A 27000-nucleotide genomic window follows, 5' to 3' on the forward strand; every position below is an offset into this window, starting at 1 on the left:
GAAATAACCGCCTTTAAGGCGGTCATTTCAAACGTTCCATTTAATCCATCATGCGGTGAACAGGCGATAGGCCGGGTTATCGGTTTCTTTCCAGTAGCGATACCCGATGCTGTCGAGATGCTCTTCAAGCTGATAGAGATCTTCACGCGGCAGCTGCAGGCCGACAAAAACGCGCCCATACGCGGCGCCGTGGTTGCGGTAATGAAACATCGAGATGTTCCAGCCTTCCGGCAGATACGATAGAAACCGCATCAATGCCCCAGGTCGCTCGGGGAACTCGAACCGATAGGCTTCCTCTTCGAACGCGTGCAGCGCACGCCCGCCGCCCAGATGCCGGATATGAAGCTTCGCAAGCTCATTATCGGTCAGATCCTCGACCGGATAATCCGCCGATTCAAGCTGCTGGATCAGTGCCGCACGATCCTCACCGCCCGGCTGCACCCGAACACCCACGAAGATATGGGCCTTGTCGCCTTTTGCATAGCGGTAATTGAACTCGGTCACCATGCGCTCACCGATGACCGTACAGAACTGCTTGAAGCTTCCCGGGCGCTCGGGAATCGTGACCGCAAGAATTGCTTCGCGCTGCTCACCGAGCTCGGTTCGCTCGGCAATATGCTGGAGTCGGTCGAAGTTGGTATTGGCGCCCGAGTTGATGCACACAAGCGTCCGGTCGGTCACGCCGGTTTCCTGAACGTACTTCTTGAGCCCGGCAAGCGCCACCGCACCTGACGTCTCGGCAACAGCCCGGGTATCCTCGAAGATATCCTTGACGGCAGCACACATTTCATCAGCCGACACGGTGATCACACCATCGATGTGGTCTTTCAAAATCGAAAACGGTGTCTCCCCGATCTGTGAGACCGCCACACCTTCGGCAAAGATCCCCACCTGAGGCAGTACCACGCGCTCACCGGCATCCAGCGCCGCCTTCAAACACGCCGCATCGGCAGGCTCGACGCCGATCACCTTGATGTCCGGGCGCAGGTATTTAACGTAGGCAGCTATGCCCGCAGCGAGCCCGCCGCCGCCAACCGGCACAAAAATGGCCTCGATCGGATCAGGGTGCTGACGAAGAATTTCCATGCCCACGGTGCCCTGACCGGCGATGACGTCCGGGTCATCGTAGGGCGGAATGTAGGTATAGCCGTGCTGGGCAATCAGCGTGCGCGCATGGTCGAGCGCCTCATTGAACGCATCGCCGGACAACACGACCTCGGCGCCAAGCGCACGCACGGCCTGCACCTTGATGTCAGGCGTGATGCAGGGCATGACTATGGTGGCCTTGACGCCCATTTTCTTGGCCGAGAGCGCAAGGCCCTGAGCGTGATTGCCGGCCGAGGCAGCAATCACGCCCGCCGCCTTTTGCTCCGGCGTCAAACTCGCCATCTTGTTGTATGCGCCACGAACCTTGAACGAGAACACCGGTTGAAGATCTTCACGCTTGATCCAAATCTGGTTGTTGAATCGCTTGGAGAGCATGGGCGCTGCGGAAAGCGGCGTTTCGGAGGCGGCTTCATACACGCGCGCCTGGAGGATCTTCTTCACGTATGCTTCAAGCATTCTCTTGTCCTAATGGCACATTGCAAAAACAGGGTCACCCGTCGAGGAAACCAGCCTAAAAAGGAACGCGGGCCACGTCTACACGAACCGGGTGGACTCCGTATAATACGCCTTCCCCCAAGGGCATGACACGCCCTTTCACGCACTTTCAGCGAAGAGTACGCCATGGCCACCACGACGCAGGATCAACTGAAACGGGCCGTTGCCCGTGCCGCCGTCGACGAGATCGTCCCGCTGCTGGACCGCCAAACCGTCATCGGGGTCGGCACCGGCTCGACGGCTAATCTGTTCATCGATGAGCTCGCCGCTTACCGTCATGACTTCGATGGCGCCGTGGCAAGCTCAAAGGCCTCGGCAGACCGTTTGAAGCAGCACGGCATTCCCGTGTATGACCTGAACGGCGTCGGCACGCTGCCGGTCTACGTCGATGGCGCCGATGAAATCGACACCGAGCTCTCCATGATCAAGGGCGGCGGTGCGGCGCTTACGCGTGAGAAAATCGTGGCGGCATGCGCGCAGACATTCATCTGCATTGCGGATGGGTCAAAATACGTTGAGCGCCTCGGCGGCTTTCCGCTGCCGATCGAAGTTATTCCGATGGCGCGCTCCTTCGTTGCACGCGAGATCGTCAAGCTCGGCGGCGATCCGATGTATCGGGAAGGTGTCGTGACCGACAACGGCAATCAGATCATCGACATCTACAACTTCGTGATCGACGACCCCCGCTCGATGGAGGCCACCCTCGATCAGATCACGGGCATCGTTACCCATGGCATCTTCGCTCGCCGCGGCGCGGATGTCCTTCTGTTGGGCCGTGATGACGGCGTCGCGCGTATTACCCGCTGACACCACCTGGAAGAAGGCGCTCGAGCCCATTGAGCGTTGCCTCGAGCGCCCCACGATGGCGCTCGACCACCATCAGCCCACGACGCCCTCGCGCCCGAGCCTGCTCAGGCGCGGTGGCGGCCTCGGCTAGAGCGTCCACCAGCTCACCGGTCGTCGACACACGGACAAGTGCGTCATCGGCATCGAGCAGATCGGCGATGTCACTGAAATTTTCAAGATGTGGCCCGGTCACTACCGGTACCGCAAGCGCCGCCGGTTCAAGCAGGTTATGCCCACCGACAGGCACCAGACTTCCGCCCACGAACGCAACCGAGGCCACTGCGTAGAACCCCATGAGTTCGCCCATGGTATCGCCCAGATAGACACTGACCCGTGAGGTAATGCCATCGCCACGGGAGCGCCGAGCCAGGCACTGCCCACTGTCCTCGATCAACTGCGCGACGGCGTCGAAGCGTTGCGGGTGTCGGGGCACCAGAATCATCAACGCCCCGGGATATCGCTCACGCAGCCTTGCATGCGCATCGATTAGCGCCGCGTCCTCACCCTCGTGCGTCGACGCCGCCACCCAGATAAACCGGCCATCGCATTGAAAAAGTATGTCTTCACTCACTTTCTCAAGCGCACCGTTGTAGCGCAGGTCGAACTTCAGCCCGCCGGTAACCTCCATTCTCGACACCGGCCCATCAAGCGCCTTGAACCGCTCAAGATCCGTTCGGTCCTTGATGCCAAGCCAGTCAAAGTGGGCGAGCGTATCCCGCATCAAGGGGCGAATTCGTTGATAACGCTGCAATGCATTTGCGGAGAGCCGGCCGTTTACCAGCGCAAGCGGCACATCATGATGCTGGCACTCTGCCAGAAGGTTCGGCCACAGCTCGGTTTCGATCACGATGGCAAGCGCCGGGCGCACACGCCGGACAAATCGCTTGGCTGCGCCGGGAAAATCAAGCGGCAGAAAATGATGGCAAATGCGCCCCTCGAACAGCGACGCCACCTGATTTGCGCCGGTTGCGGTCATGGTGGTCATCACGATCTTGTGCGCCGGATAGCGCGTTTCAAGCGCCTGCACCAGCGGGCGTGCCGTCATCACTTCACCCACGGAGGCTGCATGCACCCAGATGACAGGCGCCGTCTCATAAGGCACCCGCCCCAAACGCTCCCAGCGCGAGTGAGTGGGTAACCACTCACGCCATACACGCCACCAGATAAACGGTGAGAGCAGATACAGCGCAAGAGAATAAAGAAAACGCACGCAGCTCACTCGCCTCGGCCGAGGATGGTCGAGATCATGGCGGTCGTGGAAACGCCGTCCTCGAAATCGAGCACGCGCACCTCACCGCCGTGAGCAATCACGGCCTCGCCGCCGGCAATGTCTTCCGCCTTGTAATCGCCGCCCTTGACCAGAATGTCCGGCAAAATACGCTCGATCAGCTCGGCCGGCGTGTCTTCACTAAACGGCACGACCCAGTCCACCGCAGCCAGGCCGGACAGCACCTGCATACGCCGCATGAGCGCGTTGATCGGGCGCTTTTCCCCCTTGAGCCGTCGAACCGATGCGTCGTCGTTGACCGCAACGATCAGACGATCCCCGAGGCGGCGAGCCTGCTCCAGGTAGGCCACATGGCCGGCATGGAGAATATCGAAGCAGCCATTGGTCATGACCACACGCTCGCCGCGCCCCTGTGCGGCGCGCACGGAAAGCGCCAGCGTGTCTGCGTCCGTCACGCCGAATTCCGCCAGGCGGTCGCCGTGCATTGCCGTGTAGAGCTCGGCGATCGAGAGCGTTGCCGTACCGGGCTTGGCCACCACCAGACCCGCGGCCAGATTGGCCAGCATCATTGCCTCGGGCAGCGCGTGACCCGCCGCCAGCGCAAGCCCCAGCACTCCGATGACCGTATCACCGGCCCCGGTCACATCGAACACCTCCCGGGCATGCGTTGGCAGATGAAGCGGCGGAGCGTCTTCTCGAATCAGGGTCATGCCGCGCTCGCTGCGGGTGACCAGCAGCGCCTCGAGCTCAAGCTCGAGACGAAGCTGCTCGCCCTTTTGAGAAAGCGTCGCATCGTCCGGGCACGGACCAACCACGGCTTCGAATTCACTCAGGTTCGGCGTCATCAGACTGGCACCGCGATAGCGCGAAAAATCGGTGCCTTTCGGGTCAACCAGAACCCGCTTGCCCGCGCGACGGCCAGCCTCGATCAAGGCCTGCACATCGGCAAGCGTGCCCTTGCCGTAGTCCGAGAGAATCATGAGCTCCGCGGTTTCGAGGGCGTGTTCGACCTTGGCCGTCAGTGGCGTCATGTCGATGTCGGCAAACGACTGCTCGAAATCGAGTCGAATCAGCTGTTGATTGCGACTCATCACCCGCAGTTTGGTGATGGTCGGGGCGCGTTCGCTTTCCTGAAAATCGACCCCGATGCCGGCATTGGTCAATGCATCGCTAAGCAGCCGCGCGTTGTCGTCCTGACCGACCAGTCCGGAAAGCGTCACCGTGGCGCCGAGCGAGGCAATGTTGAGCGCGACGTTGGCCGCTCCGCCCGGGCGGTCCTCACTGCCATCGACGCGCACGACCGGCACTGGCGCCTCGGGCGAGATACGCGAGGTGGGCCCGGTCCAGTAGCGGTCGAGCATGACATCGCCGACCACGACGACACGTGCCGCCTCCAGCGCCTTGAAATCCAGTTTCATCATTGCGGCCTCTTGTGCGTTTCGGTGTCCTGGAGGAGTCGGTCGAGCATGGCGTTTACAGCATCCGCCTCGATCAGTTTCATCGCCTCGGGGTGACGCACCCGTGTGCCCCAGGGCGCCTGTTCCGGTTTTTTCAGATAGGTGCGGGCCGCCGCCTCGTAGCGATTGATCACATAGTCCTGCCAGCAATACGGCGCGGCGCGGTCGGGGTTGGTGGTCGCAAACAGCCCAATGACCGGCGTATTCAGCGCATTGGCCATATGAACCGGCCCGGAATCCGGCGCGATGACCACCCGGGCCTGCCGAATCAGGGCAAGCACGCCCTTGAGTGAGGTTTTGCCCAGCACGCTGACGGGTTGCGCGACCCGGCAGTGATGGGCAATGGCGTTGACCATTTCCTGCTCCTGGTCGCTGCCGCCGCCGGTCAGAAACGTTGTCAGCCCGTGTGCGTCATGGGCGTGGTCGATCACTGCGGCGTAGCCTTCAGGTGTCCAGTTACGAAAGTTTCGTAGCCGTGGGTTGGCGCACGGGCTCATCACCAGCGCATCGCGGCCGCTGATCAGGCTTTGGGCCTCGAGTTCGGCGTCGTCAGGAATCGGAATGTTCCAGTCGAGTTCGGTGTCTTCCACGCCGAGCGCGCGGGCGAAATCCATGAACGATTCAAGCACATGAGCCCGCGGATGGGGGGCAAGCTGACGGTTGGTGAACCAGGTTTGATGGTCCTTGGCGCGCGCTGAATCGTAGCCCAGCCGAACGTCTGCCTTGAGCCCCAGCGACAGAATGCTGGCGCGAATCGACTGCTGCATGTGAAGCAGCACGTCAAAGCGGGTGTCTTTCAGCGTGCGCCAGATAGCGCGCATGCCGGCAAGCCCCGTCTTTTTGTCGAATACGATAAACTCGACCCCTGAAAGGCCGGCCAGTAGACTGTACTCACCTTTTCCGACGATCCAGGTGATGCGCGTATCGGGCCATTGGCGCTGAAGAGCGCGGACGGTCGGTACAAGATTGCAGACATCGCCGAGGGCGGAAAGCCGCAACACACAAAGATGTGATGGATAAGCAGGCAAAGGATGCTTCATGCGGATAGTGACGTCCCGACACGCAAATACGCGTATTCTATATGATGCTGAAAGAGCCCCACAAATCGGGCCCGACTGGTTCACCCCCGAGTTCTGGCATCAAAAGGCTCAGGTAACCGGGGAAGCGCCCGGCCGCGGCGCCAGCGTGTTCATCGAGGCTGCCCCGAACGAACACTGGGTGCTTAGGCCTTATCGTCGTGGCGGGCTGATCGGTCGTTTCAACGACGACCGCTACGCCTGGCTCGGCGCCGAACGCAGCAGGGCCTTTCGAGAATTTCGCCTGACCGCACGGCTTAGAAACGCGGGCCTGCCAGTGCCGGCGCCGGTCGGCGGCTGTCTCTGGCCAAGAGGGTGTACCTATCAGGCCGCCCTGATTACCGTGTGCATCCCAAAGGCACGACCGCTTGCCGATGTGCTCCCGACCGAGGCTGCCACGCCGCAGCTTTTAAGCCGCGTGGGTGCCATGATACGTCAATTTCACGATCTCGGCCTCGATCACGTGGACCTCAACGCCCGCAACATTTTGCTCGACGCCGTTGATTCGCCCTGGCTTATCGACCTCGACCGCTGTCGCATTCGAGGCAAGGGCGGCTTCAAGAAGCGAAACCTCGAGCGCCTGAAGCGCTCATTCGACAAGTTCGCGCCCGACCGGGCGCGGCGCCACCACACTGCCCTACTTTCTGGATACAACGCTTGACGCTACTTATGGATAAATTCACGCCTAATAAGCGCTTCTATCTGCGCGGCAGCGCGTTTTTCGCGCTGATCAATCTGGTCGTTGTCTGGGGTATCGCGACCCGCTATCTGCCCTTTTTCAATGCGCCGTCGGACCCGTGGGGCATTGCCTATCTGGTAACGACCTGGATCGGGCATTTCGGCCTGCTGGTCATGTTGGCCTGGCTGCCAATGGCGCTGGCCGCGCTCGTACTGCCCAGAAAGGCCATGATCCCGGTCATGAGTCTGATCGCGGCGGCCGGGCTCTGGGCGCTGGCACTCGACACGGTGGTCTTCAGCCAGTACCGCTTCCACGTCAATCACTTCATGCTGTCGCTGTTCGTGCACGACCAGAACGGCGAAATATTCAGCTTTTCCGCCTCGACCTGGGCGCTCGGCATCGGCGTGATCGTGGGTCTTTTACTCTTCGAGACCTGGCTTGCCTGGCGCATTCAGGCCCGCGCTCAGGGCATTGCGTTTCCGGTCTGGAAGACCTTTCTTGGCCTTTTGATCATGGCCATTGCAAGCCATGCCATTCACGTCGTTGCCGATGCCCAATACAAGCGAAGCGTTACGCAGCAGACCAGCATCTACCCACTGCTGTTTCCCGCCACCGCCAAGGACTTCATGGAAAAGAACGGCTGGCTGGACCCCCGAGCCGCGCGTGAAAAGAACCTGAGCATGAACCGAGCCCATGACAGTGGCTCGCTCAACTGGCCGGCAAAGCCGCTGTCATGCACGCCCGGCGACACCCCGCCCAACGTGGTCGTGATCGCGCTGGATTCCTGGCGCTTCGACGAGTACGGCCCCAAGACCACCCCCCATCTGTACCAGGCACTCAACGAGAGCGGCCTGCGCTTTGAGCATCACATCAGTAGCGGTAACGCCACCCGTAACGGGGTATTCGGCCTGTTCTACGGTCTGACCGGCAACTACTGGAACACCATGGAAGACAGCCAGACCGGCAGCCTCTTCATCCGTACACTGCAACAGGAAAATTACCGGCTGGGTCTGTTCGGCTCGGCCAGTTTCGATGGCGTGGGCTTTGACCGCACCGTGTTTTCCTCCGTTCCGGATCTTCGTCTTCGCACTCATGAAGGCGAAGATCCGGCCGCACGCGATAAAAACATGACCAAGGATTGGCTCGACTGGCAGACCAAGCGCCGCACGGCCGACGCAGGCCAGCCCTACTTCGGCTTCCTGTTCTATGACGCGCCCCATGGCTACAGTGTGCCTGACGACGCGGAGCGCCCCTGGCAGCCCTCGCTCGACACGCTTGAATACACCGAACTCGGCCCTGACACCGACCCGATTCCGGTGAGAAACCTGCATCGAAACGCCGCGCACTACGATGACCAACTCATCAAGCGCGTCATCGATGACCTGAAAGCCCACGGCGAGTGGGACAACACCTACCTCATCGTCACCTCCGATCACGGCCAGTCCTTCAACGACACCGGCCACAGTTTCTGGGGTCATAACAGCAACTTCAGCCGCTATCAGACCCAGGTGCCGCTTCTCATTCATGGCCCGAACGTCCAGCCAGGCACCCATAAGGGCATGACCAGCCATCTGGATGTGGTACCGACCCTGATGAAGCATGCGCTTGGCTGCGCCAACCCACCCGCTGACTACAGCCAGGGCAAGGATCTGCTCGACCCGACACTCGACCATCCCTGGGTGATTGCCAACAGCTATCTCGGCTACGCCATCATCGAGAAAGACCGGATCACCGAGGTCAAGGACAGCGGCGATTGGGTGACCTATGATCCCGAGCTGAACACGCTTGATCAGGAGCAGTTTTCTCCGGCGGTGTTTGAGGCGGTCAACCTCATGGGACGGTTCTATGACTGACCCCGCTGCTACCGGGCATGCCACGACGCCGATTACGGGGGTGGTGATCACCCTGAATGAGGCCGAACGCATTGAAGCGTGTCTGGCCTCACTGTCACGGGTGTGCAGTGAGTTGATCGTGGTCGATTCAGGCTCACAGGACGCAACCTGTCAGATTGCTGAGCGCGCCGGCGCCCGTGTCATTCACCAGCCCTACCTGGGCGATGGCTATCAAAAAAACGTCGGCCCCGGCGCTGCCTCGAACACGTGGGTGCTGTCGCTCGACGCCGATGAGCGCCTGACCGAGCAGGCCATCCAGACCATCCTTGGTCTAGACCTCGAGGCGACGGGTCACGATGGCTTTGCCTTTCGCCGCCGCAACTTCATCGGCTCACGGTGGGTCAAGCGCTGCGGCTGGTACCCGGATTACTGCGTACGCCTTTATAACCGCCACCGCACCGGATTCTCGGAAACCCGTCAGCACGCCTCGGTTCAGGCCAAATCCGTGCACCAGCTCGATGCGGATCTCGAGCACTACTCGTTTGCAAATCTCGGGGAGCTGTTTACCAAGGCCAGCGGGCGCTTCTCGAACCGCTCCGCCAAGGTGATGTATCTGAAAGGCAAACGCGCATCAGCATGGTCACCGTTTTTACACGGTTTAAATGCGTTCGTTCGCAAATATGTCTTTCAGCGTGGATTCCTTGCCGGTGTGGATGGGCTGTCCGTGGCCCTTTCCGCCGCGACCAATGCCTATCTTAAATACGCCAAGCTTCTGGAGTTTCAACGCGACGCCCGCGTTCGAGACGCCGAAAACTTCGACAAGGTGTGGTAATGGCAACCCCTTTGCACGTATGTCACGTCAATCTGGCTCGCGGCTTTCGGGGGGGTGAACGCCAGACCGTCATTCTCATTGAACAGCTCGCCCACCGGTACTCGGGTGCACTTCGCCAGACCCTGGTGTGCCGTCCCGATTCGCCCCTGATCGACCAAGTGCGCCATCTCGACGTGACGATCGTTGAGGCCAGAAATGCACTGACAGGCCACTTCGGCATCGGTGCTGACGCCGTTCACGCGCATGAGGCCAAGGCCGTACACTGGGCCTATCTGCACAAGCGCCTGACAGGCACTCCGTACCTGCTGACCCGCCGCGTCCCTCAACCCGTCAAGGACAAGTGGTTCAATCGGCGTACCTACGGCTCGGCCGCCTATACCGTCGCGATCTCGTCCGTGATCGAACAGCACCTCGAGGCCCTCGCCTTTACCCGGCGGATCGCACGCGTTCCCAGCGTCTTTTCACACCGGCCCTCCGATCTCGAGCGCGTGGCAGAGCTCAAGGCACGCTTTGAAGGCCATCCGGTCATCGGTCATATCGGCGCGCTGGTTGACCGTCACAAGGGCCAGCGCGTTCTTCTGGAGGTCGCACGGCGCTTTCAGGCCTCGCACCCGGATGTCCGCTTTCTGCTTCTGGGCGACGGCGAAGACGCCGAGGCATTGCATCGGGAGAGCCGCGAGCTCACCAACGTAATCTGGGAGGGGTTTCAGCCCGATGTAGAAAATTACCTCGACGCCATGACGCTGTTTGCGTTTCCGTCACGCAACGAAGGGCTTGGCTCGACGCTGCTGGACGCCATGGACCATGACGTTCCGATCGTTGCGAGCCGTGTGGACGGCATCCCGGACATCATCATCGATCAGAGAAGTGGGCTATTGGTCCCGCCGGACGACGCAGACGCGCTCGAGCACGCACTCGACCGACTTCTGGGCGCGCCGGCACTGGCTGAGGAACTCAAGGACGGCGCCCGCGAGAAGCTGGTGCAGTTCTCACCTCACGCCATGGCTGATGCGTATCACGCCCTTTATGTGGATATGGCAGAACAATAGTCACGTTCTCCAGCGCCAAAAAAAGCCCGAATGTTTCACGTGAAACATTCGGGCTTTTTTCATGGAACAGGGCCGATGACCGTCTGAGTGTTTCACGTGAAACACTCAGACGTGCTACATCATCGCCTCAATACGTTCGACCGACAGCTTGTTCAGGCAATCCGTATGACCCAGCGGGCAGTGACGCTCGAAACAGGGCGAGCACGAAAGATCCAGGGTATGAATCACCGCGCGGTCAGTCAGCGGCGGCGTGTACTTTGGCGAGGAAGAACCGTAGATGGCGTGAATACGGGTGCCGGTAGCCGCGGCCACATGCATCAGGCCCGAATCATTGGTCACTACCTGTTCACAGCTTCCCAGAAGATCGACAGCGTCGGCGAGACTTGTTTCGCCGCAGAGATTGAACGCCCCATCCAGTGACGCCGCGATTGTCTCACCGGCCGGCGCATCCTTCGGCCCGCCCAGAACCATCACCTCATACCCTCTGGCAATCAACTTCGCTGCCAGCGCGTGATAATACTCAAGCGGCCACTGTTTGGCCGGGCCATATTCCGCGCCGGGCATCATGGCGATACGTGGCGCAGAGCCAAGCCCCAATCGCGTTTCGAGCCGCGCCAGATTATCGGCATCAAGCATCAGTTCGGGGGCCGGAATCTCCACCGGCGGGTAGGCCTCATCGACTGGGAGCCCAAGCGATACGAAGCGCTTTACGGTTTGGTCAAGCACCGATTTATCGAGTGTTCGCCGTTCGTTGAGCACGCCATAGCGCTGCTCACCGGTAAATCCGGTTCGGTGGGGGATGCCCGCCAGAAACGGGACCAGCGCCGATTTCCAGGAGCGCGGCAACACGATGGCGTGATCGAACTGCCCACGCAGAGCGCGTGCGAGCCGCCAGCGCGTTTTAAACCCGAACTGACCGTGACCGATTTCGAGCGTCCAGGCCGTATCGACCTCCGGCATTCGCTCCAGAATCGGTACGGACCATTTCGGCCCCATGACATCGATGCGCACCTCGGGCGAACGCGCCTTGAGTGTTTTCAAAAGGCTTTGCGCCATGACCATGTCGCCGACCCAGGACGGGCCGACGACCAGGATGCGCTCGGCTCGAGCGTTCATGTCAGCTCGCACCATTGAGCCAATCCAGATAGTCCGTTACCCCTTCGGACACCGTCTTGAACGTTCCGTCGTATCCGGCGTCTCGAAGCTTTTGGATATCGGCCCGGGTATAGCTTTGATAGCGACCTTTCAAGTGATCGGGGAAGTCGATGTACTCGATTTCGCCCTTGCCGTAGTAGCCGGTCACGGTTTCGGCGATCGCCTTGAACGGCTCGGCGCGTCCGGTTCCCAGGTTGAAGATGCCAGAACGCTCGGGATGGTCGAAAAACCAAAGGTTCACATCGACCACGTCGCCGACATAGATGAAATCACGGCTTTGCATGCCGGCCTCATACCCTTCCCACGCACCGAAAAGTTTGGGGTTATCACCGTGACTCACCTGGGTATGATGATGAAACGCCACGCTCGCCATACTGCCCTTGTGCTGCTCTCTCGGGCCATAGACGTTGAAGTAGCGAAAACCAACCACCTGGGTCGTCAGACGATCCCAGTGATGACGCACATACTGATCGAACAGCAGCTTCGAGTACCCATAGACATTGAGCGGCTTTTCACACTCCGGCTGCTCGACGAAAATGTCGCTGCCACCGTAGGTGGCCGCAGATGAGGCATACAGAAACGGGATATTGCGCTCGTTGCAGTAGTTCAATAACACCTTCGAGTACTCGAAATTGTTTTCGAGCATGAACTTGCCGTTCCATTCAGTGGTCGCCGAGCACGCCCCCTCGTGGAAGATGGCGTCGATGGGCGGCAACTCATCGGCCTTGATGCGGGCCAGGAAATCATCCTTGTCGAGATAGTCCTCGATCTGGCAATCGACCAGATTGACGAACTTGGTCCCGTCGGTCAGATCATCGACCACAACAACATCGGTGTGACCGCGCGCATTCAGCGCCTTGACGATGTTGGCTCCGATAAAGCCCGCCCCGCCTGTTACTACGATCATGGTGTCACTCCATTTGGTGCAAAACGTGTGGCGCATCGGCTTGGATGATGGGACCGAAACGCGGCTCTATAACCGGATAGCCGCTAATTGTATACTTGCCGGCGGATTAATTCATGAACATGGGCCAGGGGTACTCTCCCGATGACACAGGCGAAGCCGGACGTAAGTACTTTTCAGGGCCTGATTCTTGCCCTGCAACACTACTGGGCAAATCAGGGCTGCATAATCATGCAACCGTTGGACATGGAAGTCGGCGCGGGGACATTTCACCCGGCCACCTTCCTCCGTGCCATCGGCCCGGAAACCTGGAACTCGGCGTACGTTCAGCCCTCCCGCCGCCCGACCGACGGGCGTTACGGTGAAAACCCGAACAGACTGCAGCATTACTATCAATTTCAGGTCGTGATGAAGCCCTCCCCTGCCAATTTTCAGGAGCTTTATCTGGGCTCACTGGAAGCGCTGGGACTTGACCCGCTTACCCACGACATCCGCTTTGTCGAGGACAACTGGGAATCGCCCACGCTTGGCGCCTGGGGGCTTGGTTGGGAAATATGGCTCAACGGCATGGAAGTCACCCAGTTCACCTATTTCCAGCAGGCCGGCGGCATCGAATGCTTCCCGGTCACTGGCGAGCTGACCTACGGGCTCGAGCGTATCGCGATGTACTTGCAAGACGTCGACAGCGTCTATGACCTTGTCTGGACCAAGGCCCCCGATGGCAGCATCGTCACCTACGGCGACGTCTACCTGCAAAACGAGCGGGAGCAGTCGACTTATAACTTCGAACACGCCGATGTACCGACCCTGTTTGAAAGTTTCGATTACTACGAGCGCGAGTGCGGAAAACTGCTCGCTCTCGAGCAGCCGCTGCCGCTGCCGGCCTACGAAATGGTCCTGAAAGCCTCGCACACCTTCAATCTGCTTGACGCACGTCACGCCATTTCCGTCACCGAACGCCAGCGCTACATTCTTCGCGTACGAACCCTCGCCCGCGACGTGGCAAGCGCCTACTACGCCTCGCGCAAGGCAGCCGGCTTCCCGATGGCGTCAGAAGCGCTGCGCAAGGAACTGCTTCAGGACGACCCCACACAGCAAGGAGACGCATAAGCCATGGCACGCGAACGCACCTTTTTGATCGAACTCGGCTGCGAAGAGCTGCCTCCCGGCGCGCTGGCTCCCCTGGCCGAGGCCTTGGCATCCGGCCTTAAAAAGGGCCTGGATGACGCCGAAATGCAGTACGGCGACGTTCACGCCTACGCCACGCCACGGCGGCTGGCTGTGAGCATCGAGCGCCTGAGCACTCAGCAGCCCGACCGAGAAATCGAAAAACTTGGCCCGGCCGTAAAAGCCGCATTCAAGGATGGCGCACCGACCAAGGCCGCGGAAGGCTTTGCGCGCTCCTGCGGGGTCGAGGTGGCAGATCTCGATCAGCTCGAGACCGACAAGGGCCTGCGCCTTGCCTATCGCCACAAAGAGACAGGCCAGTCTACACTTGAGCTGATGCCTTCGATCGCCAAGGCCGCCGTCATGGCGCTGCCGGTGCCCAAGAACATGCGCTGGGGTGCCTCTCGCATTGAGTTTTCCCGGCCGGTGCACTGGCTGGTAATGATGCACGGCGACGATGTCATTCCGGGGCGCATCCTCGAGCTTGACGCCGGACGCACCACCTACGGCCACCGCTTCCACGCGCCCGACGCGCTGGAACTTGCGTCAGCCGATGAGTATCTGGCGACACTCGAGACCAGAGGCAAGGTGCTGGCCGACATGTCGCGTCGTCGTCAGGACGTCATCGCTCAGGTTCAGCGTGAAGCCGAGGCCCTCGGCGCAACCGCCGTCATCGATGACGAGCTTGTGACCGAAGTCTCAGGGCTTGTCGAATGGCCGGTCGCATTGGCAGGTCGGTTCGATGAACGCTTTCTCGAAGTGCCCCAGGAATGCCTGGTCTCCTCGATGAAAGCCAACCAGAAATACTTTCATCTGCTCGACGCCCAGGGCAATCTGGTGCCGGCGTTTATCACGATCTCGAACATCGAAAGCAGGGACCCGTCGCAGGTCATCGAAGGCAACCAGCGCGTGATCCGCCCTCGCCTCGCCGACGCCGCCTTTTTCTTCGAGACCGACCGCAGATCAACGCTTGCAAGCCGCGTCGATGCACTCGAAAGCGTCGTGTTTCAGCAGAAACTGGGCTCTCTGGCGGACAAGAGTCGTCGCCTTCAGGCCGTTGCGCAATCGATCGCTGGTGCGGTCGAAAGTGACGTCGAGCATGCCAAGCGTGCGGCGCTTCTTGCCAAGTGCGACCTGGTCACCGAGATGGTGCTCGAGTTTCCGGAGCTTCAAGGCATCATGGGCGCGTACTACGCGCGTTTCGACGGCGAGCCGGAGCCCGTGGCCAAGGCCATCTATCAGCAGTATCTGCCGCGATTTGCAGGCGACGACATCCCTGATGAACCGACCGGTATCGCTCTGGCTCTGGCGGATCGACTGGATACACTGACCGGTATCTTTGGCATTGGCCAACGCCCAAGCGGCACCAAGGACCCATTTGCCCTGCGCCGCGCCGCTATCAGTGTTCTGAGCATTCTGGTACGTGGAGGATATAACCTCGACCTGCGTGAACTGCTCACTGAAGCCGCTGCCCAGCATGCCAACCTACCCAATGCCGCAAGCGTGGTCGAGGATGTACTTGAATACATGCTCGACCGGTTCCGCACCTGGGCACAGGAAGACGGTATGGCCGTTGAAACCTATCAGGCGGTACGTGCACGCCCGGTGACCCGCCCATTTGATTTCGAGCGGCGCTTGAAGGCCGTACATGCGTTCACGCATCGCGATGAAGCGCGCGCCCTGGCAGCGGCCAACAAGCGTGTGGCCAACATTCTTTCCAAGCAGGAAGGGAGTATCAGCTCCGAGGTTGATCAGGCACTGCTTGAAAATGACGCCGAGCGGGCGCTTTTTGACGCCATCGAACGCACCCGCCTTGAGGCGAAGCCTCACATTCAAGCCGGTCGTTACAGCGACGCGCTGGATGTACTGGCCGGCCTCAAGACACCGGTCGATACATTTTTCGATCAGGTGATGGTAATGGCTGAAGACGAAAAGGTTCGAAACAACAGGCTTGCTCTGTTGGCAGCCTTGCAAACGCAGTTTCTCGAGATTGCCGATATCTCGCTGCTGCCTCAGGGCTAGCTAGTCGTTGAAGGCTTGCCAGCCGCTGCGTAGAAAGCCCCTTCGGGGGCTTTTTTTGTGTCCGGATGTTTCACGTGAAACACAGCATCTGACTGTTTATCGCCCTCCTCCCCCACTCTGTACCACCTTGAGCGCTCATGTGATGATATTTCAGAGGCGCACATACCTTGCATAAAAAAAGCGAAGCACATCATGTGCTTCGCTTTTTTCATTCAGAGGCTGAGCGTGTTTTCGAATCGATGTTTCACGTGAAACATCAATTCAACGCTGAACTGTCAGAAATCGACAACGACATCGCCCTTCGGACGACTGCAACATGAAAGGATGTACCCTTCTTCGATATCTTCATCGGTGATACCGCCGTTATGCTCCATCTCAACCTCACCGGATCTGAGGCCGACACGGCATGTACCACAGATTCCCATACCGCACGCCTTGGGAATGTGGAGCCCAAGCTTGGAGGCCGCGGCGTGAATGGTTTCTTCCGGCTGAATCCGGACGCTCTTGCCGGACTCGGCGAACTCGACATTCATCATGTCGGCAACGTCGACTTCTTCAGCCGCGACTTCGGCAAGCTCGGCAAGTTCTTCCGCGTTTTCACGAACGTCGGTCGGCGTGGCGCCAAACGATTCTTCGTGATAGTGGTTCATGTCAAACCCACTTTCACGCAGAATCTTTTTAACCGCATTCATGTAGGGAACGGGGCCGCAGCAGAAGATTTCACGCTCCATGAAGTCCGGAGACATCATCCGGAACATCGGCTCTGTCAGGAAGCCGCGATAACCTGCCCAGGTTTCACCAAGGTCATCTTTCTTCTCACAGATAACATGGAGCTTGAACTCGGGAATACGTGAGAAGATGTGAATCAGCTCACGGTGATAGATGACGTCGCCGGGGGAGCGGGCACTGTGAATAAAGTCGACATCAACCGATGCGTTCGTGTCGAAAAACCAGCGGGTCATCGACATCAACGGTGTCACGCCGACACCGCCAGAGAGCAGCAATACCTTGTCGGCCGGGTAGTCGATTGCGTTGAAGTCACCGACCGGGCCGTGAACGTGCAGTCGATCATTGATCGACAGATTGTCGTGCAGCCAGTTGGATACATAGCCGCCCGGTACACGCTTGACCGTAATGGAGAAACTATAGGGTACCGAGGGTGAGCTCGAGATGGTATAAGAGCGCATGACCGTCTGACCATGAATCTCCAGCTCAACCGTGACAAACTGCCCCGGTTTGAAGAAGAACATCAGGGGCTGGTCAGCCATGAAGCAGAAAGTACGCACATCGTGCGTTTCCTGAATTACCTTCACGCAGCGCACTGCGTGACGGCCGTTAACCCAGGTTTGGGTCGTTACCGGATTAAAAAAGCTGGTAGTCATGGTGGTCACTCTCTACAGGCCCTGCAATGCAACGCAGTCAGGACACCCTTGTGCCCCGTTCGTGAACAAATTCTGGCGGCGCACCACCCTATCGACTTGTCCTGCTGCGACATCGGCATAACTCTCATAACCACCCCGCCCATTTTTTTTCCTATCTCACGTCGCGGGTGTGTCAGAGTATGTCGCCATCGGATAATCCGCCCTCAGCCACCTAACGCAAACTTCATTTGTCACCCTTGGGCAAACGGCCTTCCCCGCGCGAAAAGGTCGCCTGCTGCAGAAGGAGACAAAATAAGAACAACGCCTGCTCAATCCCCCCGTGCCGGCGGCGACTTTTCATGAGGATTCCAGACTATGCAACTGATTAACCACGAGCGGCTCGAAGACCCGCTTGGCGAAACCAAGAAAGCGTGCGCTCAGATGCTGAATGAGCGTGACCCTTCGTTCACTTTACCGCAACCCTTTTATAAGGACGAGCGGGTTTTCGCAGTGGATATGCAGGAAATCTTCAGCAAAGAGTGGCTGTTCGCTGGAATGACCTGTGAGGTTCCCAAAAAGGGGAACTACCTGACGTTGACCGTAGGTGAAAATCCTATCGTTCTCGTCCGCGGCGACAAGGATGCCATTCACGGCTTCTATAACGTTTGCCGCCACCGCGGGTCAAAACTGTGTCTGCAGGAGCGTGGCAAGGCAGCCAAACTGGTGTGCCCCTACCACCAGTGGACCTATGAGCTGGACGGCCGTCTGCTGTTTGCAGGCTCCGACATGGGCGAAGATTTCGACATGAATGCCTACGGCTTAAAGCCAATTCATGTCCGCGTTGCCGGTGGATTCATTTTCGTATGCCTGTCCGAAGGCGAAGCGCCTTCATTCGACGAGTTTGCCGAAACACTGGATCACTACCTCGAACCCTACGATATGGAAAATACCAAGATCGCGGTAGAGTCCAACATCGTCGAGGATGCCAACTGGAAGCTTGTCATCGAAAACAACCGTGAGTGCTACCACTGTAATGGTTCGCACCCCGAGCTTCTGAACTCGCTGATCGAGTTCGATGACACCGATGACCCCCGTGCGACCGACGACTACAAGGCGCTGGTTGCCAGGAAACAAGCCGATTGGTCCGCAGAAAGCGTCCCGTTCGAGCTCAAGCGTATCGGGCGTCGTAACCGTCTGACCCGTACTCCGCTGCTGAACGGCGTCGTTTCGATGACCATGGATGGCAAGCCGGGCTCCAAGAAGCTGATGGGCCGCCTGCAAAGCCCCGATATGGGCTCTCTGCGTATCCTCCATCTGCCGAACTCCTGGAACCACTTCATGGGCGATCATGCGATCGTGTTCCGTGTGTTGCCGCTGAGCGCGCAGAAAACGCTGGTCACGACCAAATGGCTTGTGCACAAGGACGCCGTCGAAGGTGAAGACTACAACCCTGACGAACTGCGCCGTGTATGGGATGCCACCAATGACCAGGACCGCAAGCTGGCTGAAGAAAACCAGCGCGGTATCAATTCCCAGGCCTATCAGCCCGGCCCCTACTCAAAAACCTATGAGTTCGGCGTGATCGACTTCCTCGCGTGGTACAGCGAGCAGATGATCGACAACATCGAAGGTGACGTGCCTGATCTCAAGCTGGCCAAGGGCTAAGAGCACGCACCAAGCCCAGTAGGCCACCACAAAAAAGGCTCGTCCACGGACGAGCCTTTTTGTTTCGGGCCCCTTTGACAGCAACGCCGAAGGGGCCTGATTTCGACAATGTGGCGTCTCAGGTCTCGATGACCGGACCCCACCAGCGCTGAATAGCATCAAGCACAACGGGATGAATGGCATCGGCGCAGGCAATCCACTGCTCAAACAGCGGTTTGAGCCCGTCGGCCTGGCCTGCCTGCCAGGCCTTGAACGCCTCTTGGGCCATAACATCCACCGACGCCTGAGGGTCCTGGATGGGCACGTTATGCACCTGAAGTGCCACCTTGAAGTCAACTTCGTCTATCAGATCGACCAGCATCATCGCTATATCCCCCTCACAGTTTCAGCACGTTCTCTTCCTGAAGAAGCTTGAATATCGCTTCAGCCCCCTCTTGAGCGCTGACATCAGAGAGCACCTGGCCGCCGCCGCCGCCGGACTTGGCTGCGGCTGCCTTGAAACGATCCCTGGCAGAGGACGACTTGACGATCTTGAGACGCTTGGGCCGTACCCGAGCTTTCTTGATCTCAAAGCTGGCCAGCGTTTCATCAATATGGCTCGCTTCGCTGATCGTTTCAATCGTGCCGCGTCGCGCCGGACCAAACGCGCTTTGACGCGCACGCTCTGCACTTTCATCGACGGTTGCGATGGCGGGCAGCCGCACTTTCAAACGCCGGCGCTGACCACGCGGGAGCGCTTGAAGAATCGTTGCCTGGCCATTTTCGACCGACTCGATGCTGACAAGTCCTGACACCAGAGACCACCCAAGTGACTCTGCGAGCAGAAAGGGCAGAAGGCCAGAACCTTCGCCCTGTTCGGCTTTCGTGCCCGCCAGCACAAGCGAGGGGTTCGAGGACTTCAGCGTCTTGGTAAGCACCTCGGTGATGTCGGCATGTTCAGACTGCTCGATCAGCGAAATGCGATCGATGCCCATCCCAAGATACCCCCGAAGCGCCTCCTTGCATTCCTCCGTCGGCTGGCCTGCGTGCAACAAACTGACCGAGCCCCCCTGGAGGTTCATGGCAAGCTCGACCGCACGGGAATCCTGATCGGCGCGACCCGGTCGGCCGGTGATCGGGTGTCGACCGGTCGAGACCAACACGGAAATAGACAGCGAGGCACTTTTTTTATCGGATTCACGCGGCTTCATGGTGCGACTCCTCGGACCGTTTCTGCTCTATAAGCTCAACCAGTGCTTCCAGCACGCCTTCGGCATCGCCAATGATGGCAAGATCGGCACGCTTGACCATGTCACAGCCACCATCGTTGTTGATCGCAACCACCTTGTTGCAGCGCTCGATCCCCTGAAGGTGCTGAATGGCGCCGGAGATGCCCACGGCAATGTAGACCCGGGCACTGACCCACGTTCCCGTGGCGCCGACCTGGCGTTCACGGGGCATGAATCCGTTATCCACCGCCACACGCGAGGCGCCTTCGGCAGCCCTGAGCTGAAGCGCTGCGTTGTGGAAGCGGTCCCAGTTCTTGACGCCATTGCCGCCGGAGAGGATAAATTCGGCCTCGCCCAGTGCAACGCTTGCCGGATCGACTTCCACCTGACCGAGGTTGTCGATGCGAATCATTGTCTCGGGCGCCGTGGAACTCAGTTCAACCGGTTTCACTTCATACCGGTTTTCAGAGACCGGCTCTGCACACTCTTCCAGTGCCAGAATGCAGCGGGGAAGCGATCGCACGATGTCAGAGCGCTCACGCGCGCCACGGCACTCACAACGCCACTCGCCATCTTCAGACAGAAGTTGCCAGACGTGTGTCGCCGGACGCTCCTTGAGCCGTACGGACAGACGACGACCCAGCTCGGCACCGCCGAGCTGGGAGTCCGGGAACAGCCAGCGCTCGGGCGTGAGCTCGCGCTCGATGTCCTCGAGGCGGCTCAAGCGGCGCTCCGGGCTATAGCCTTCCAGCCGCTCGTCCTCCAGAAAGACCAACCGATCGATACCGGCATGCTCGAAGCGTGTTTCACGGTAGCTGCCAAACACCACGGCCAATACCGCGCCCTGGCGCTGCGGATCGGCATCCGCCAATTGACGCGCCATACCGAGCACATCCTTGTCGTGACTGGTCAGTTCGCCACCGGCCATGTCCGGAACGACCGCAACGATGAACGCCGGATCGTCGATCGTGATCAAGGGCTTTTGCGGCTCGGCCTTGGCCTGCTTACCGCCAGAGCCATAGGCCTGACCGGCCAGCAGACCGCTTCGGTCGATGCGCTTTAAGCCATTGGGTCCCATTCGTCCGACACGGTGCGGGTCGCGTCGCAGGAGACCGTTGGGCCCCATCCACTGAGACGGCGAGCTGGACGCATCCAGCTCGGCCATGACCTGCGCGTGCTCCGGGTGCAGCCGGTTACGTGCGATCCATTCCAGACGGGGATTTTTTCGAGTCAGACTCATGCGACCACCTCCACGGGTTCCTTGTTATCGGCGTGGGAGCGCGGTGCCGGTGTATCCGACAACGCATCGGCGACCAACTCAGCGATGTCCTTGACGTCAGGACGCGGCTCGACCACCCCTTCAAGCATGGCCGTGCACTGCGGGCAGCCTACTGCAACGATTTCCGCGCCGGTTTCTCGGATGTCTTCCATCCGCATGTCGGGAATACGCTGCTTGCCGGGTACATCCACGACCGGTGCACCCCCGCCCCCACCGCAGCAACGAGAGCGATAGCCCGAGCGCGCCATTTCGTTGACTTCAAGGCCAAGAGCCTTGAGGACGGAGCGCGGCGCTTCGTACTCACCGTTGTAGCGACCGAGGTAGCAGGGGTCGTGATAGGTCACGGTGCCAACATCAGCCTTGTTCAACGAGACGCGGCCGGAATCGATCAAACGGTTCAAGTAACCGCTGTGATGATAGACCTCGTAGTGTCCGCCAAAGTCGCCGTACTCGTTTTTGAGCACATGGAAGCTGTGCGGATCACAGGTCACGATGCAATCGAACGAATGCTTGGCAAGCGTTGCGATATTGCGCTTGGCAAGCGACTGGAACGTGGCTTCATCGCCAAGACGGCGTGCCAGATCACCACTGTCACGCTCATCGTTACCAAGAACGGCGAAATCAACGTTGCCTGCCCGCAGGACCTTGATCAGCGCGCGAAGCGTGCGCTGGTTGCGCATGTCGAACACGCCATCGCCAAGCCACAAAAGCACTTCGGCGTGATCCCGGTCCTTGAGCATCGGGAGCTCAAGATCGGTTGCCCAGTTCATGCGTGAGTTGGGCGAGAACCCGCCGGGGTTGTCGGTCGCGATCAGGTTGTTCAGTACGTCTGCGCCCTTGCCCGGTGTTTCACCGTGCTCGAGCGTCAAATGACGACGAATATCGACCACTGCATCCACGTGCTCGATCATCATCGGGCACTCTTCGACACAGGCACGACAGGTGGTGCAGGACCACAGCGTATCGGCATCGACCAGCGCCTTGCCTTCACGGGCCACCAGCACACCCCCCGGACCAATTTCATGCGTTTCGGTCTGACCGGGGTAGTTGGAGCCGGCGTAGTTGGCGTCCGTTCCGGTGGTCATACTCGCCACCATGTCCTGGATCAGCTTCTTGGGGTTAAGAGGCTGACCGGCTGCGAACGCCGGGCAAACTGCCTCACACCGCCCACACTGCACGCAGGCATCGAAGCCCAGACGCTGATTCCAGGTGAACTCTTCCGGCTTGATAACGCCCAGAGGCGAGGACTCGTCGTCGAGGTTGAGCGGCTTGAGACCGGTCGAACGGCCGCCACCAAAGCGCTCCTGACGGCGGTGGAACCCCAGATGAAGCGCACCGGCAAAGGCGTGCTTCATGGGGCCACCCCAGGTCATGCCGAAGACAAGCTCAGAAAGGCCCCAGGCGACCAGCACAACCAGCACCAACGCAAACACCCAGCTTCCGGCGTTTTCCGGCATCAAACCGACCGCAGGCAGGGTAGTCAGGAACATGCCAACTGAAAACGCGATCAGGCTTTTCGGCAGGCGCTGAAATGGGCCCTTGGACAAGCGCGCCGGCGGATTGATGCGGCGGCGATAGACCAGCACGCTGCCCACAAACATGATCGCCGTGAACGCCAGCAGCAGCCAGCCAAGAATGCCACCGGCCAGATCAAAACCATGCACGATGATGGCAAGCACCATGGACGCCACGAAACCACCGGCGGTGGCCACGTGCGTGTGGGCAATGTATTTATCACGTTCGACGACGTGGTGAAGATCGACCAGGTAACGCCTGGGGATCGAGGCCAGCCCTTTCACGATGTTGACGGGGGATGGTCGACCACGGCGCCACATGGCGATGCGTCGAAACGCACCAACTACGGCCAACACAAGGGCCGCAGCCAAAAGCAGCGGTATCAGGATATCCAGCATTGGAAAAGCCTCCCGGACAGCCCGCGCGGCGCACCGCGCGGGCAGATCTTAGAAATCCTTGCAGAGACGCAAGGCGTCATAGATGGCGGCGTGCGTGTTGCGTGGCGCAGTGCAATCGCCAATCCGGAACAGCAAGAAGCCCTCACCTGACTCGCTCAGGCTCGGTTGCGGCTCAATCGCGTACAACGCTTCCAGGTCGATCTGACCCTTGTTGCGCGACTGTGATTTGAGGGCGTAGTAAAGCTCTTCGTTGGGTTTGACCCCGTTCTCGACGACGATCTGATCGACCACGCGCTCTTCCATCTCGCCGGTGTACTCGTTTTCAAGCACAGCCACGAGCGCAGGACCTTCACGGTAGACCTTATGCAGTGCGAGGTCAGACGTCATGATGACTTCTTTTTCGTAAAGCGTACGGTAGTAGGTCGGGAAGGTAGTGCCGCCTACGGCAGCGCCCGGCTTGATGTCGTCGGTCACGATCTCGACCTTGGAGCCCTTGTCAGCCATGTAATCGGCTACCGACACGCCCGAGAATTCACAGATCGTATCGAAGACCAGTACGTTCTTGCTGGGCTCGACCTTACCGTCGAGGATGTCCCAGCTGCTGACGACCAGGCTCTTTTCGGGATCGGGATCAAAGCCCCAGTCCGGCACCTGCGTTACGTGCGGCGTACCGCCGGTGGCGAGCATGACGATGTCTGGACGCAGGTCCTTGATGGTTGCTTCATCAGCTGGCGTATTCAGGCGAACATCCACGCCCAAACGATCAAGCTCAAGCTGATACCAGCGCGTGATACCGGCCATCTGATCGCGACCCGGCGCACGAGAGGCCGTTGTGATCTGTCCACCGATCTGGTCTTTGGCTTCAAAAAGCGTCACGTCGTGGCCGCGCTCGGCGCTGACACGTGCAGCTTCCATACCACCGGGGCCACCACCGACAACCACGACCTTGCGAAGCGGGCCCTTGGTCTTTTCGATGATGTGCGGCAGCCCCATGTACTCACGAGACGTTGCGCCGTTCTGAATACACAGGACGTCAAGACCCTGGTACTGACGGTCGATGCAGTAGTTCGCACCAACGCACTGACGAATCTGGTCGGTCTGACCCATCTTGATCTTCGTGATCAAATGCGGGTCGGCGATGTGGGCACGGGTCATGCCGACGAGGTCAACGTGACCGGCTTCCAGAATACGGCTGGCCTGGTTCGGGTCCTTGATGTTCTGCGCATGGATTACGGGCACATTGACGACGGTCTTGATGCCCGCAGCCAGGTGCAGGAACGGCTCCGGCGGATAGCTCATGTTCGGGATGACGTTGGCAAGCGTGTTGTGCGTGTCACACCCGGAGCCCACGACACCGAAGAAATCGACCTTGCCGGTCGCGTCGTAATAGGCCGCGATCCGCTTCATCTCTTCGTGATCGAGACCGTCCGGATGGAACTCGTCACCGGTAATACGCATGCCGACCACAAAGTCGTCGCCGACTTCTTCGCGAACGGCTTTCAGGACTTCCATACCAAAGCGCATGCGGTTTTCAAAGCTGCCGCCCCACTGGTCGGTTCGCTTGTTGACGCGCGGGCTCCAGAACTGGTCGACCAGATGCTGGTGAACCGCAGAAAGCTCGACCCCATCAAGGCCGCCTTCTTTGGCACGGCGCGCCGCCTGGGCGAAATCGCCGATGATGCGCCAGATCTCTTCTTCCTCGATCGTCTTACAGGTCGAACGGTGGACCGGCTCACGGATGCCGGACGGCGACAGCAGTGTTGACCAGTTGAAACCATCCCAACGTGAGCGACGGCCCATGTGAGTGATCTGGATCATGATCTTGCCGCCATGCTTGTGCACGGCATCGGCCAGATTCTGAAAGTGCGGGATGATGCGGTCGGTCGACAGATTGACCGAGCTCCACCAAGCCTGCGGGCTGTCGATCGACACGATCGAGGAGCCCCCGCAGATGCAAAGGCCACAGCCGCCCTTCGCCTTCTCTTCGTAATATTTGACGTAGCGGTCGGTGGTCATGCCCCCATCGGTTGCATAGACCTCAGCGTGCGCTGTGCTGACCACTCGGTTACGAATGGTCTGGCTGCCGATCTGAATCGGCTCGAACATTGCTTCAAAAGCCATACCATCTCTCCTCAGCTAACAGGGGTCACTTTGAATCGGCCAACATCACAGCCCGGCTCGGCAGCACTTTGAACCTGCTCGGCCACGGTGCGCAGATCGCTGCCCTTGGCCTGGAGGATCTGATCCATGGCGCCGGCGAACCAGCCTGTGAACATGTATTCGATCTTCCGGTTTACCTTGCCCATCTGATAGACGAAGGCGCTGTGTTCAAGGCGCACGCTTGCCGTACCGGCATCCAGATCGATCTCTTCAGTGATGAACAGACCCCAGCCGCGCTGGGAAAGGCGCTTCATGTAATGTTCGAAGACGTCTTCACCTTCAAGGCCGTGCAATTCGGCTTCTTTTTCACACCAGTGCCAGGCGCTCTTGTAGCCGGCGTGATAGAGGATTTCGGCGTATTTCTCGGCGCCGAGCGCTTCTTCTACAGCGACGTGGTTATTGACGAAGAAATGGCGCGGAACGTACAGCATCGGCAGAGCATCCGTTGTCCAGATGCCTGTTTCGCTGTCAACTTCGATCGGTAGTTGCGGGGCGGTAGTAGTCACAGTCGTCAACCTCAAATTTTTGTCGTTGTTACACGTGAATCGGTGATGGTGTTGCTATCAGGCACCCCAGACGTCGCGAAGTACGCGCACCCAGTTCTCGCCCATGATCTTGCGAACCTGCTGCTCGCTCATTCCGCGGCGAAGCAGGGCTTCGGTCAGGTTGGGGAACTCACCGACCGTACGAATGCCTTTCGGGTTGATGATTTCACCAAAGCGCGTCAAACGACGTGCGTAGCCCTTGTCGTGGGTCAGCCACTCGAAGAACTGCTGATCGTGACCCTGGGTAAAGTCGGTGCCAATGCCGATGGCGTCTTCACCCACGATGTTCATGACGTACTCGATCGCCTCGACGTAGTCGTCGACAGTGGCATTGACGCCCGCGCGCAGGAACGGTGTAAACATGGTGACACCAACGAAGCCGCCGTTATCGGCGATAAACTTGAGCTCTTCGTCGGACTTGTTGCGCGGATGCTCTTTCAGGCCAGAGGGCAGGCAGTGGGAATAGCAGACCGGCTGCTTGGATTCGAGGATAACTTCCTGGCTGGTCTTGGCACCAACGTGGGACAGGTCACACATCATGCCAACGCGGTTCATTTCGGCAACGATTTCACGACCGAAGCCGGACAGGCCGCCGTCACGCTCGTAGCACCCGGTACCGACCAGGTTCTGGGTGTTGTAGCACATCTGAGCGATGCCAACGCCAAGCTTCTTGAAGATTTCGACATAGCCGATCTGATCTTCGAACGCGTGAGCATTCTGAAAGCCGAAGATGATGCCGGTCTTACCTTCTTCCTTGGCACGGGTGATGTCTTCAGTGGTGTGAACCGGGCGGACCAGATCGCTGCACTCATCCATCAGCTTCTGAGTGCTGACGATGTTGTCGACGGTGGCCTTGAACCCTTCCCATACGGAAACCGTGCAGTTCGCTGCAGTCAGACCGCCTCTGCGCATATCTTCCAGCAGTTCGCGTTCCCATTTGGCAATAATCAGGCCATCGATGACGATAGCGTCGTCGTGCAGTTCGGACGGGGTCATGATACTTCTCCACTCTCTGGTTGA

22 protein-coding genes are annotated in these 27000 nt (G+C 59.3%); 8 read left to right on the forward strand and 14 right to left on the reverse strand.

The window, feature by feature from the left end:
- Positions 1-48 precede the first annotated feature (48 nt).
- Complete coding sequence (gene ilvA / locus NAT49_RS09085) at positions 49-1563, reverse strand: threonine ammonia-lyase, biosynthetic (protein ID WP_251593388.1); 1515 nt, start codon at positions 1561-1563, stop codon at positions 49-51.
- A gap of 165 nt (positions 1564-1728) precedes the next feature.
- Between ilvA and rpiA the strand changes: the two genes are divergently transcribed.
- Positions 1729-2409: a ribose-5-phosphate isomerase RpiA gene (gene rpiA, locus NAT49_RS09090; protein ID WP_251593389.1), complete on the forward strand. Its 681-nt coding sequence runs from the start codon at positions 1729-1731 to the stop codon at positions 2407-2409.
- Here the strand turns inward: rpiA and waaA are convergent.
- The 3 genes from waaA to NAT49_RS09105 are packed head-to-tail and all read right to left on the reverse strand — an operon-like array spanning position 2399 to position 6173.
- Positions 2399-3658, reverse strand: a complete 1260-nt coding sequence (waaA, locus tag NAT49_RS09095) for a lipid IV(A) 3-deoxy-D-manno-octulosonic acid transferase (RefSeq protein ID WP_251593390.1) — start codon at positions 3656-3658, stop codon at positions 2399-2401. The two genes, rpiA and waaA, sit on opposite strands and share 11 nt — an antisense overlap.
- 5 nt (positions 3659-3663) lie before the next feature.
- Positions 3664-5094 carry a bifunctional D-glycero-beta-D-manno-heptose-7-phosphate kinase/D-glycero-beta-D-manno-heptose 1-phosphate adenylyltransferase HldE gene (hldE, locus tag NAT49_RS09100; protein ID WP_251593580.1) on the reverse strand — a complete coding sequence of 477 codons (1431 nt, stop codon included), beginning with the start codon at positions 5092-5094 and terminating at the stop codon, positions 3664-3666.
- Positions 5094-6173, reverse strand: coding sequence for a glycosyltransferase family 9 protein (locus NAT49_RS09105; protein ID WP_251593392.1), 1080 nt, complete (start codon positions 6171-6173; stop codon positions 5094-5096). The genes hldE and NAT49_RS09105 overlap by 1 nt, the downstream gene beginning before the upstream one ends.
- On the opposite strand from NAT49_RS09105, the gene NAT49_RS09110 reads away from it, so the two are divergent.
- From NAT49_RS09110 to NAT49_RS09125, 4 genes are read left to right on the forward strand one after another with little or no spacing between them, the layout of a single operon-like run.
- Positions 6172-6870 (forward strand): 3-deoxy-D-manno-octulosonic acid kinase, encoded by a 699-nt coding sequence (locus NAT49_RS09110; RefSeq protein WP_251593393.1) that lies wholly within the window; start codon positions 6172-6174, stop codon positions 6868-6870. The two genes, NAT49_RS09105 and NAT49_RS09110, sit on opposite strands and share 2 nt — an antisense overlap.
- A complete protein-coding gene (locus tag NAT49_RS09115) occupies positions 6867-8741 on the forward strand; it encodes a DUF3413 domain-containing protein (RefSeq protein ID WP_251593394.1) in 1875 nt (624 codons plus the stop codon). Before NAT49_RS09110 ends, NAT49_RS09115 begins: the two co-directional genes overlap by 4 nt.
- The gene (locus tag NAT49_RS09120) at positions 8734-9552 is read left to right on the forward strand and encodes a glycosyltransferase family 2 protein (RefSeq protein WP_251593395.1); all 819 of its coding nucleotides are present in this window, start codon (positions 8734-8736) and stop codon (positions 9550-9552) included. Before NAT49_RS09115 ends, NAT49_RS09120 begins: the two co-directional genes overlap by 8 nt.
- Positions 9552-10601, forward strand: coding sequence for a glycosyltransferase family 4 protein (locus NAT49_RS09125; RefSeq protein WP_251593396.1), 1050 nt, complete (start codon positions 9552-9554; stop codon positions 10599-10601). The genes NAT49_RS09120 and NAT49_RS09125 overlap by 1 nt, the downstream gene beginning before the upstream one ends.
- Before the next feature lie 114 nt (positions 10602-10715).
- On the opposite strand, the gene waaF is transcribed toward NAT49_RS09125, so the two are convergent.
- The gene (waaF, locus tag NAT49_RS09130) at positions 10716-11717 is read right to left on the reverse strand and encodes a lipopolysaccharide heptosyltransferase II (protein WP_251593397.1); all 1002 of its coding nucleotides are present in this window, start codon (positions 11715-11717) and stop codon (positions 10716-10718) included.
- Position 11718: 1 nt separating this feature from the next.
- Positions 11719-12663 carry an ADP-glyceromanno-heptose 6-epimerase gene (gene rfaD / locus NAT49_RS09135; protein ID WP_251593398.1) on the reverse strand — a complete coding sequence of 315 codons (945 nt, stop codon included), beginning with the start codon at positions 12661-12663 and terminating at the stop codon, positions 11719-11721.
- Between the two features lie 141 nt (positions 12664-12804).
- Here rfaD and glyQ point away from each other — a divergent pair, with 141 nt between their 5' ends.
- Together glyQ and glyS are read left to right on the forward strand one after the other, a co-directional pair.
- Positions 12805-13770, forward strand: a complete 966-nt coding sequence (gene glyQ, locus NAT49_RS09140) for a glycine--tRNA ligase subunit alpha (protein WP_251593400.1) — start codon at positions 12805-12807, stop codon at positions 13768-13770.
- 3 nt (positions 13771-13773) lie between these two features.
- Positions 13774-15849 (forward strand): glycine--tRNA ligase subunit beta, encoded by a 2076-nt coding sequence (glyS, locus tag NAT49_RS09145; protein ID WP_251593402.1) that lies wholly within the window; start codon positions 13774-13776, stop codon positions 15847-15849.
- Between the two features lie 275 nt (positions 15850-16124).
- On the opposite strand, the gene gbcB is transcribed toward glyS, so the two are convergent.
- Positions 16125-17231 carry a glycine betaine monooxygenase reductase subunit gene (gene gbcB / locus NAT49_RS09150; protein ID WP_251593403.1) on the reverse strand — a complete coding sequence of 369 codons (1107 nt, stop codon included), beginning with the start codon at positions 17229-17231 and terminating at the stop codon, positions 16125-16127.
- A 354-nt stretch (positions 17232-17585) separates the two neighbouring features.
- On the opposite strand from gbcB, the gene gbca reads away from it, so the two are divergent.
- Positions 17586-18875, forward strand: coding sequence for a glycine betaine monooxygenase oxygenase subunit (gene gbca / locus NAT49_RS09155; protein WP_251593406.1), 1290 nt, complete (start codon positions 17586-17588; stop codon positions 18873-18875).
- Between the two features lie 118 nt (positions 18876-18993).
- Here gbca and NAT49_RS09160 read toward each other — a convergent pair whose 3' ends face one another.
- Genes NAT49_RS09160 through NAT49_RS09190 form a run of 7 tightly spaced genes read right to left on the reverse strand, consistent with a single transcriptional unit; the run spans position 18994 to position 26976 of the window.
- Positions 18994-19239, reverse strand: coding sequence for a hypothetical protein (locus NAT49_RS09160; protein ID WP_251593408.1), 246 nt, complete (start codon positions 19237-19239; stop codon positions 18994-18996).
- Between the two features lie 13 nt (positions 19240-19252).
- A complete protein-coding gene (gene etfB, locus NAT49_RS09165) occupies positions 19253-20065 on the reverse strand; it encodes an electron transfer flavoprotein subunit beta (RefSeq protein ID WP_251593410.1) in 813 nt (270 codons plus the stop codon).
- Entirely contained in the window at positions 20052-21323 is a 1272-nt protein-coding gene (gene etfA, locus NAT49_RS09170; RefSeq protein WP_251593412.1) for an electron transfer flavoprotein subunit alpha, read from the reverse strand. Before etfA ends, etfB begins: the two co-directional genes overlap by 14 nt.
- A complete protein-coding gene (locus NAT49_RS09175; RefSeq protein WP_251593414.1) occupies positions 21320-23275 on the reverse strand; it encodes a (Fe-S)-binding protein in 1956 nt (651 codons plus the stop codon). The genes etfA and NAT49_RS09175 overlap by 4 nt, the downstream gene beginning before the upstream one ends.
- Positions 23276-23323: 48 nt before the next feature.
- Positions 23324-25396, reverse strand: a complete 2073-nt coding sequence (gene dgcA, locus NAT49_RS09180; protein ID WP_251593415.1) for a dimethylglycine demethylation protein DgcA — start codon at positions 25394-25396, stop codon at positions 23324-23326.
- A gap of 11 nt (positions 25397-25407) precedes the next feature.
- The gene (locus NAT49_RS09185; RefSeq protein WP_251593416.1) at positions 25408-25941 is read right to left on the reverse strand and encodes a DUF5943 domain-containing protein; all 534 of its coding nucleotides are present in this window, start codon (positions 25939-25941) and stop codon (positions 25408-25410) included.
- Between the two features lie 57 nt (positions 25942-25998).
- On the reverse strand, positions 25999-26976 hold the full coding sequence (locus tag NAT49_RS09190; RefSeq protein ID WP_251593417.1) for a dipeptidase: 978 nt from the start codon (positions 26974-26976) through the stop codon (positions 25999-26001).
- Positions 26977-27000 lie beyond the last annotated feature (24 nt).

The organism is Larsenimonas suaedae (genome assembly GCF_023712105.1).
Lineage (GTDB): Bacteria > Pseudomonadota > Gammaproteobacteria > Pseudomonadales > Halomonadaceae > Larsenimonas > Larsenimonas suaedae.

Coding starts and splice junctions, on each gene's coding strand:
- NAT49_RS09105 (WP_251593392.1), bottom strand. CDS start 6,173: ATGAAGCATCCTTTGCCTGCTTATCCATCACATCTTTGTGTGTTGCGG.
- NAT49_RS09125 (WP_251593396.1), top strand. CDS start 9,552: ATGGCAACCCCTTTGCACGTATGTCACGTCAATCTGGCTCGCGGCTTT.
- NAT49_RS09160 (WP_251593408.1), bottom strand. CDS start 19,239: ATGATGCTGGTCGATCTGATAGACGAAGTTGACTTCAAGGTGGCACTT.
- hldE (WP_251593580.1), bottom strand. CDS start 5,094: ATGAAACTGGATTTCAAGGCGCTGGAGGCGGCACGTGTCGTCGTGGTC.
- ilvA (WP_251593388.1), bottom strand. CDS start 1,563: ATGCTTGAAGCATACGTGAAGAAGATCCTCCAGGCGCGCGTGTATGAA.
- NAT49_RS09175 (WP_251593414.1), bottom strand. CDS start 23,275: ATGCTGGATATCCTGATACCGCTGCTTTTGGCTGCGGCCCTTGTGTTG.
- NAT49_RS09120 (WP_251593395.1), top strand. CDS start 8,734: ATGACTGACCCCGCTGCTACCGGGCATGCCACGACGCCGATTACGGGG.
- gbca (WP_251593406.1), top strand. CDS start 17,586: ATGCAACTGATTAACCACGAGCGGCTCGAAGACCCGCTTGGCGAAACC.
- gbcB (WP_251593403.1), bottom strand. CDS start 17,231: ATGACTACCAGCTTTTTTAATCCGGTAACGACCCAAACCTGGGTTAAC.
- rfaD (WP_251593398.1), bottom strand. CDS start 12,663: ATGATCGTAGTAACAGGCGGGGCGGGCTTTATCGGAGCCAACATCGTC.
- rpiA (WP_251593389.1), top strand. CDS start 1,729: ATGGCCACCACGACGCAGGATCAACTGAAACGGGCCGTTGCCCGTGCC.
- waaF (WP_251593397.1), bottom strand. CDS start 11,717: ATGAACGCTCGAGCCGAGCGCATCCTGGTCGTCGGCCCGTCCTGGGTC.
- etfB (WP_251593410.1), bottom strand. CDS start 20,065: ATGAAGCCGCGTGAATCCGATAAAAAAAGTGCCTCGCTGTCTATTTCC.
- NAT49_RS09190 (WP_251593417.1), bottom strand. CDS start 26,976: ATGACCCCGTCCGAACTGCACGACGACGCTATCGTCATCGATGGCCTG.
- glyQ (WP_251593400.1), top strand. CDS start 12,805: ATGACACAGGCGAAGCCGGACGTAAGTACTTTTCAGGGCCTGATTCTT.
- dgcA (WP_251593415.1), bottom strand. CDS start 25,396: ATGGCTTTTGAAGCAATGTTCGAGCCGATTCAGATCGGCAGCCAGACC.
- NAT49_RS09110 (WP_251593393.1), top strand. CDS start 6,172: ATGCGGATAGTGACGTCCCGACACGCAAATACGCGTATTCTATATGAT.
- glyS (WP_251593402.1), top strand. CDS start 13,774: ATGGCACGCGAACGCACCTTTTTGATCGAACTCGGCTGCGAAGAGCTG.
- etfA (WP_251593412.1), bottom strand. CDS start 21,323: ATGAGTCTGACTCGAAAAAATCCCCGTCTGGAATGGATCGCACGTAAC.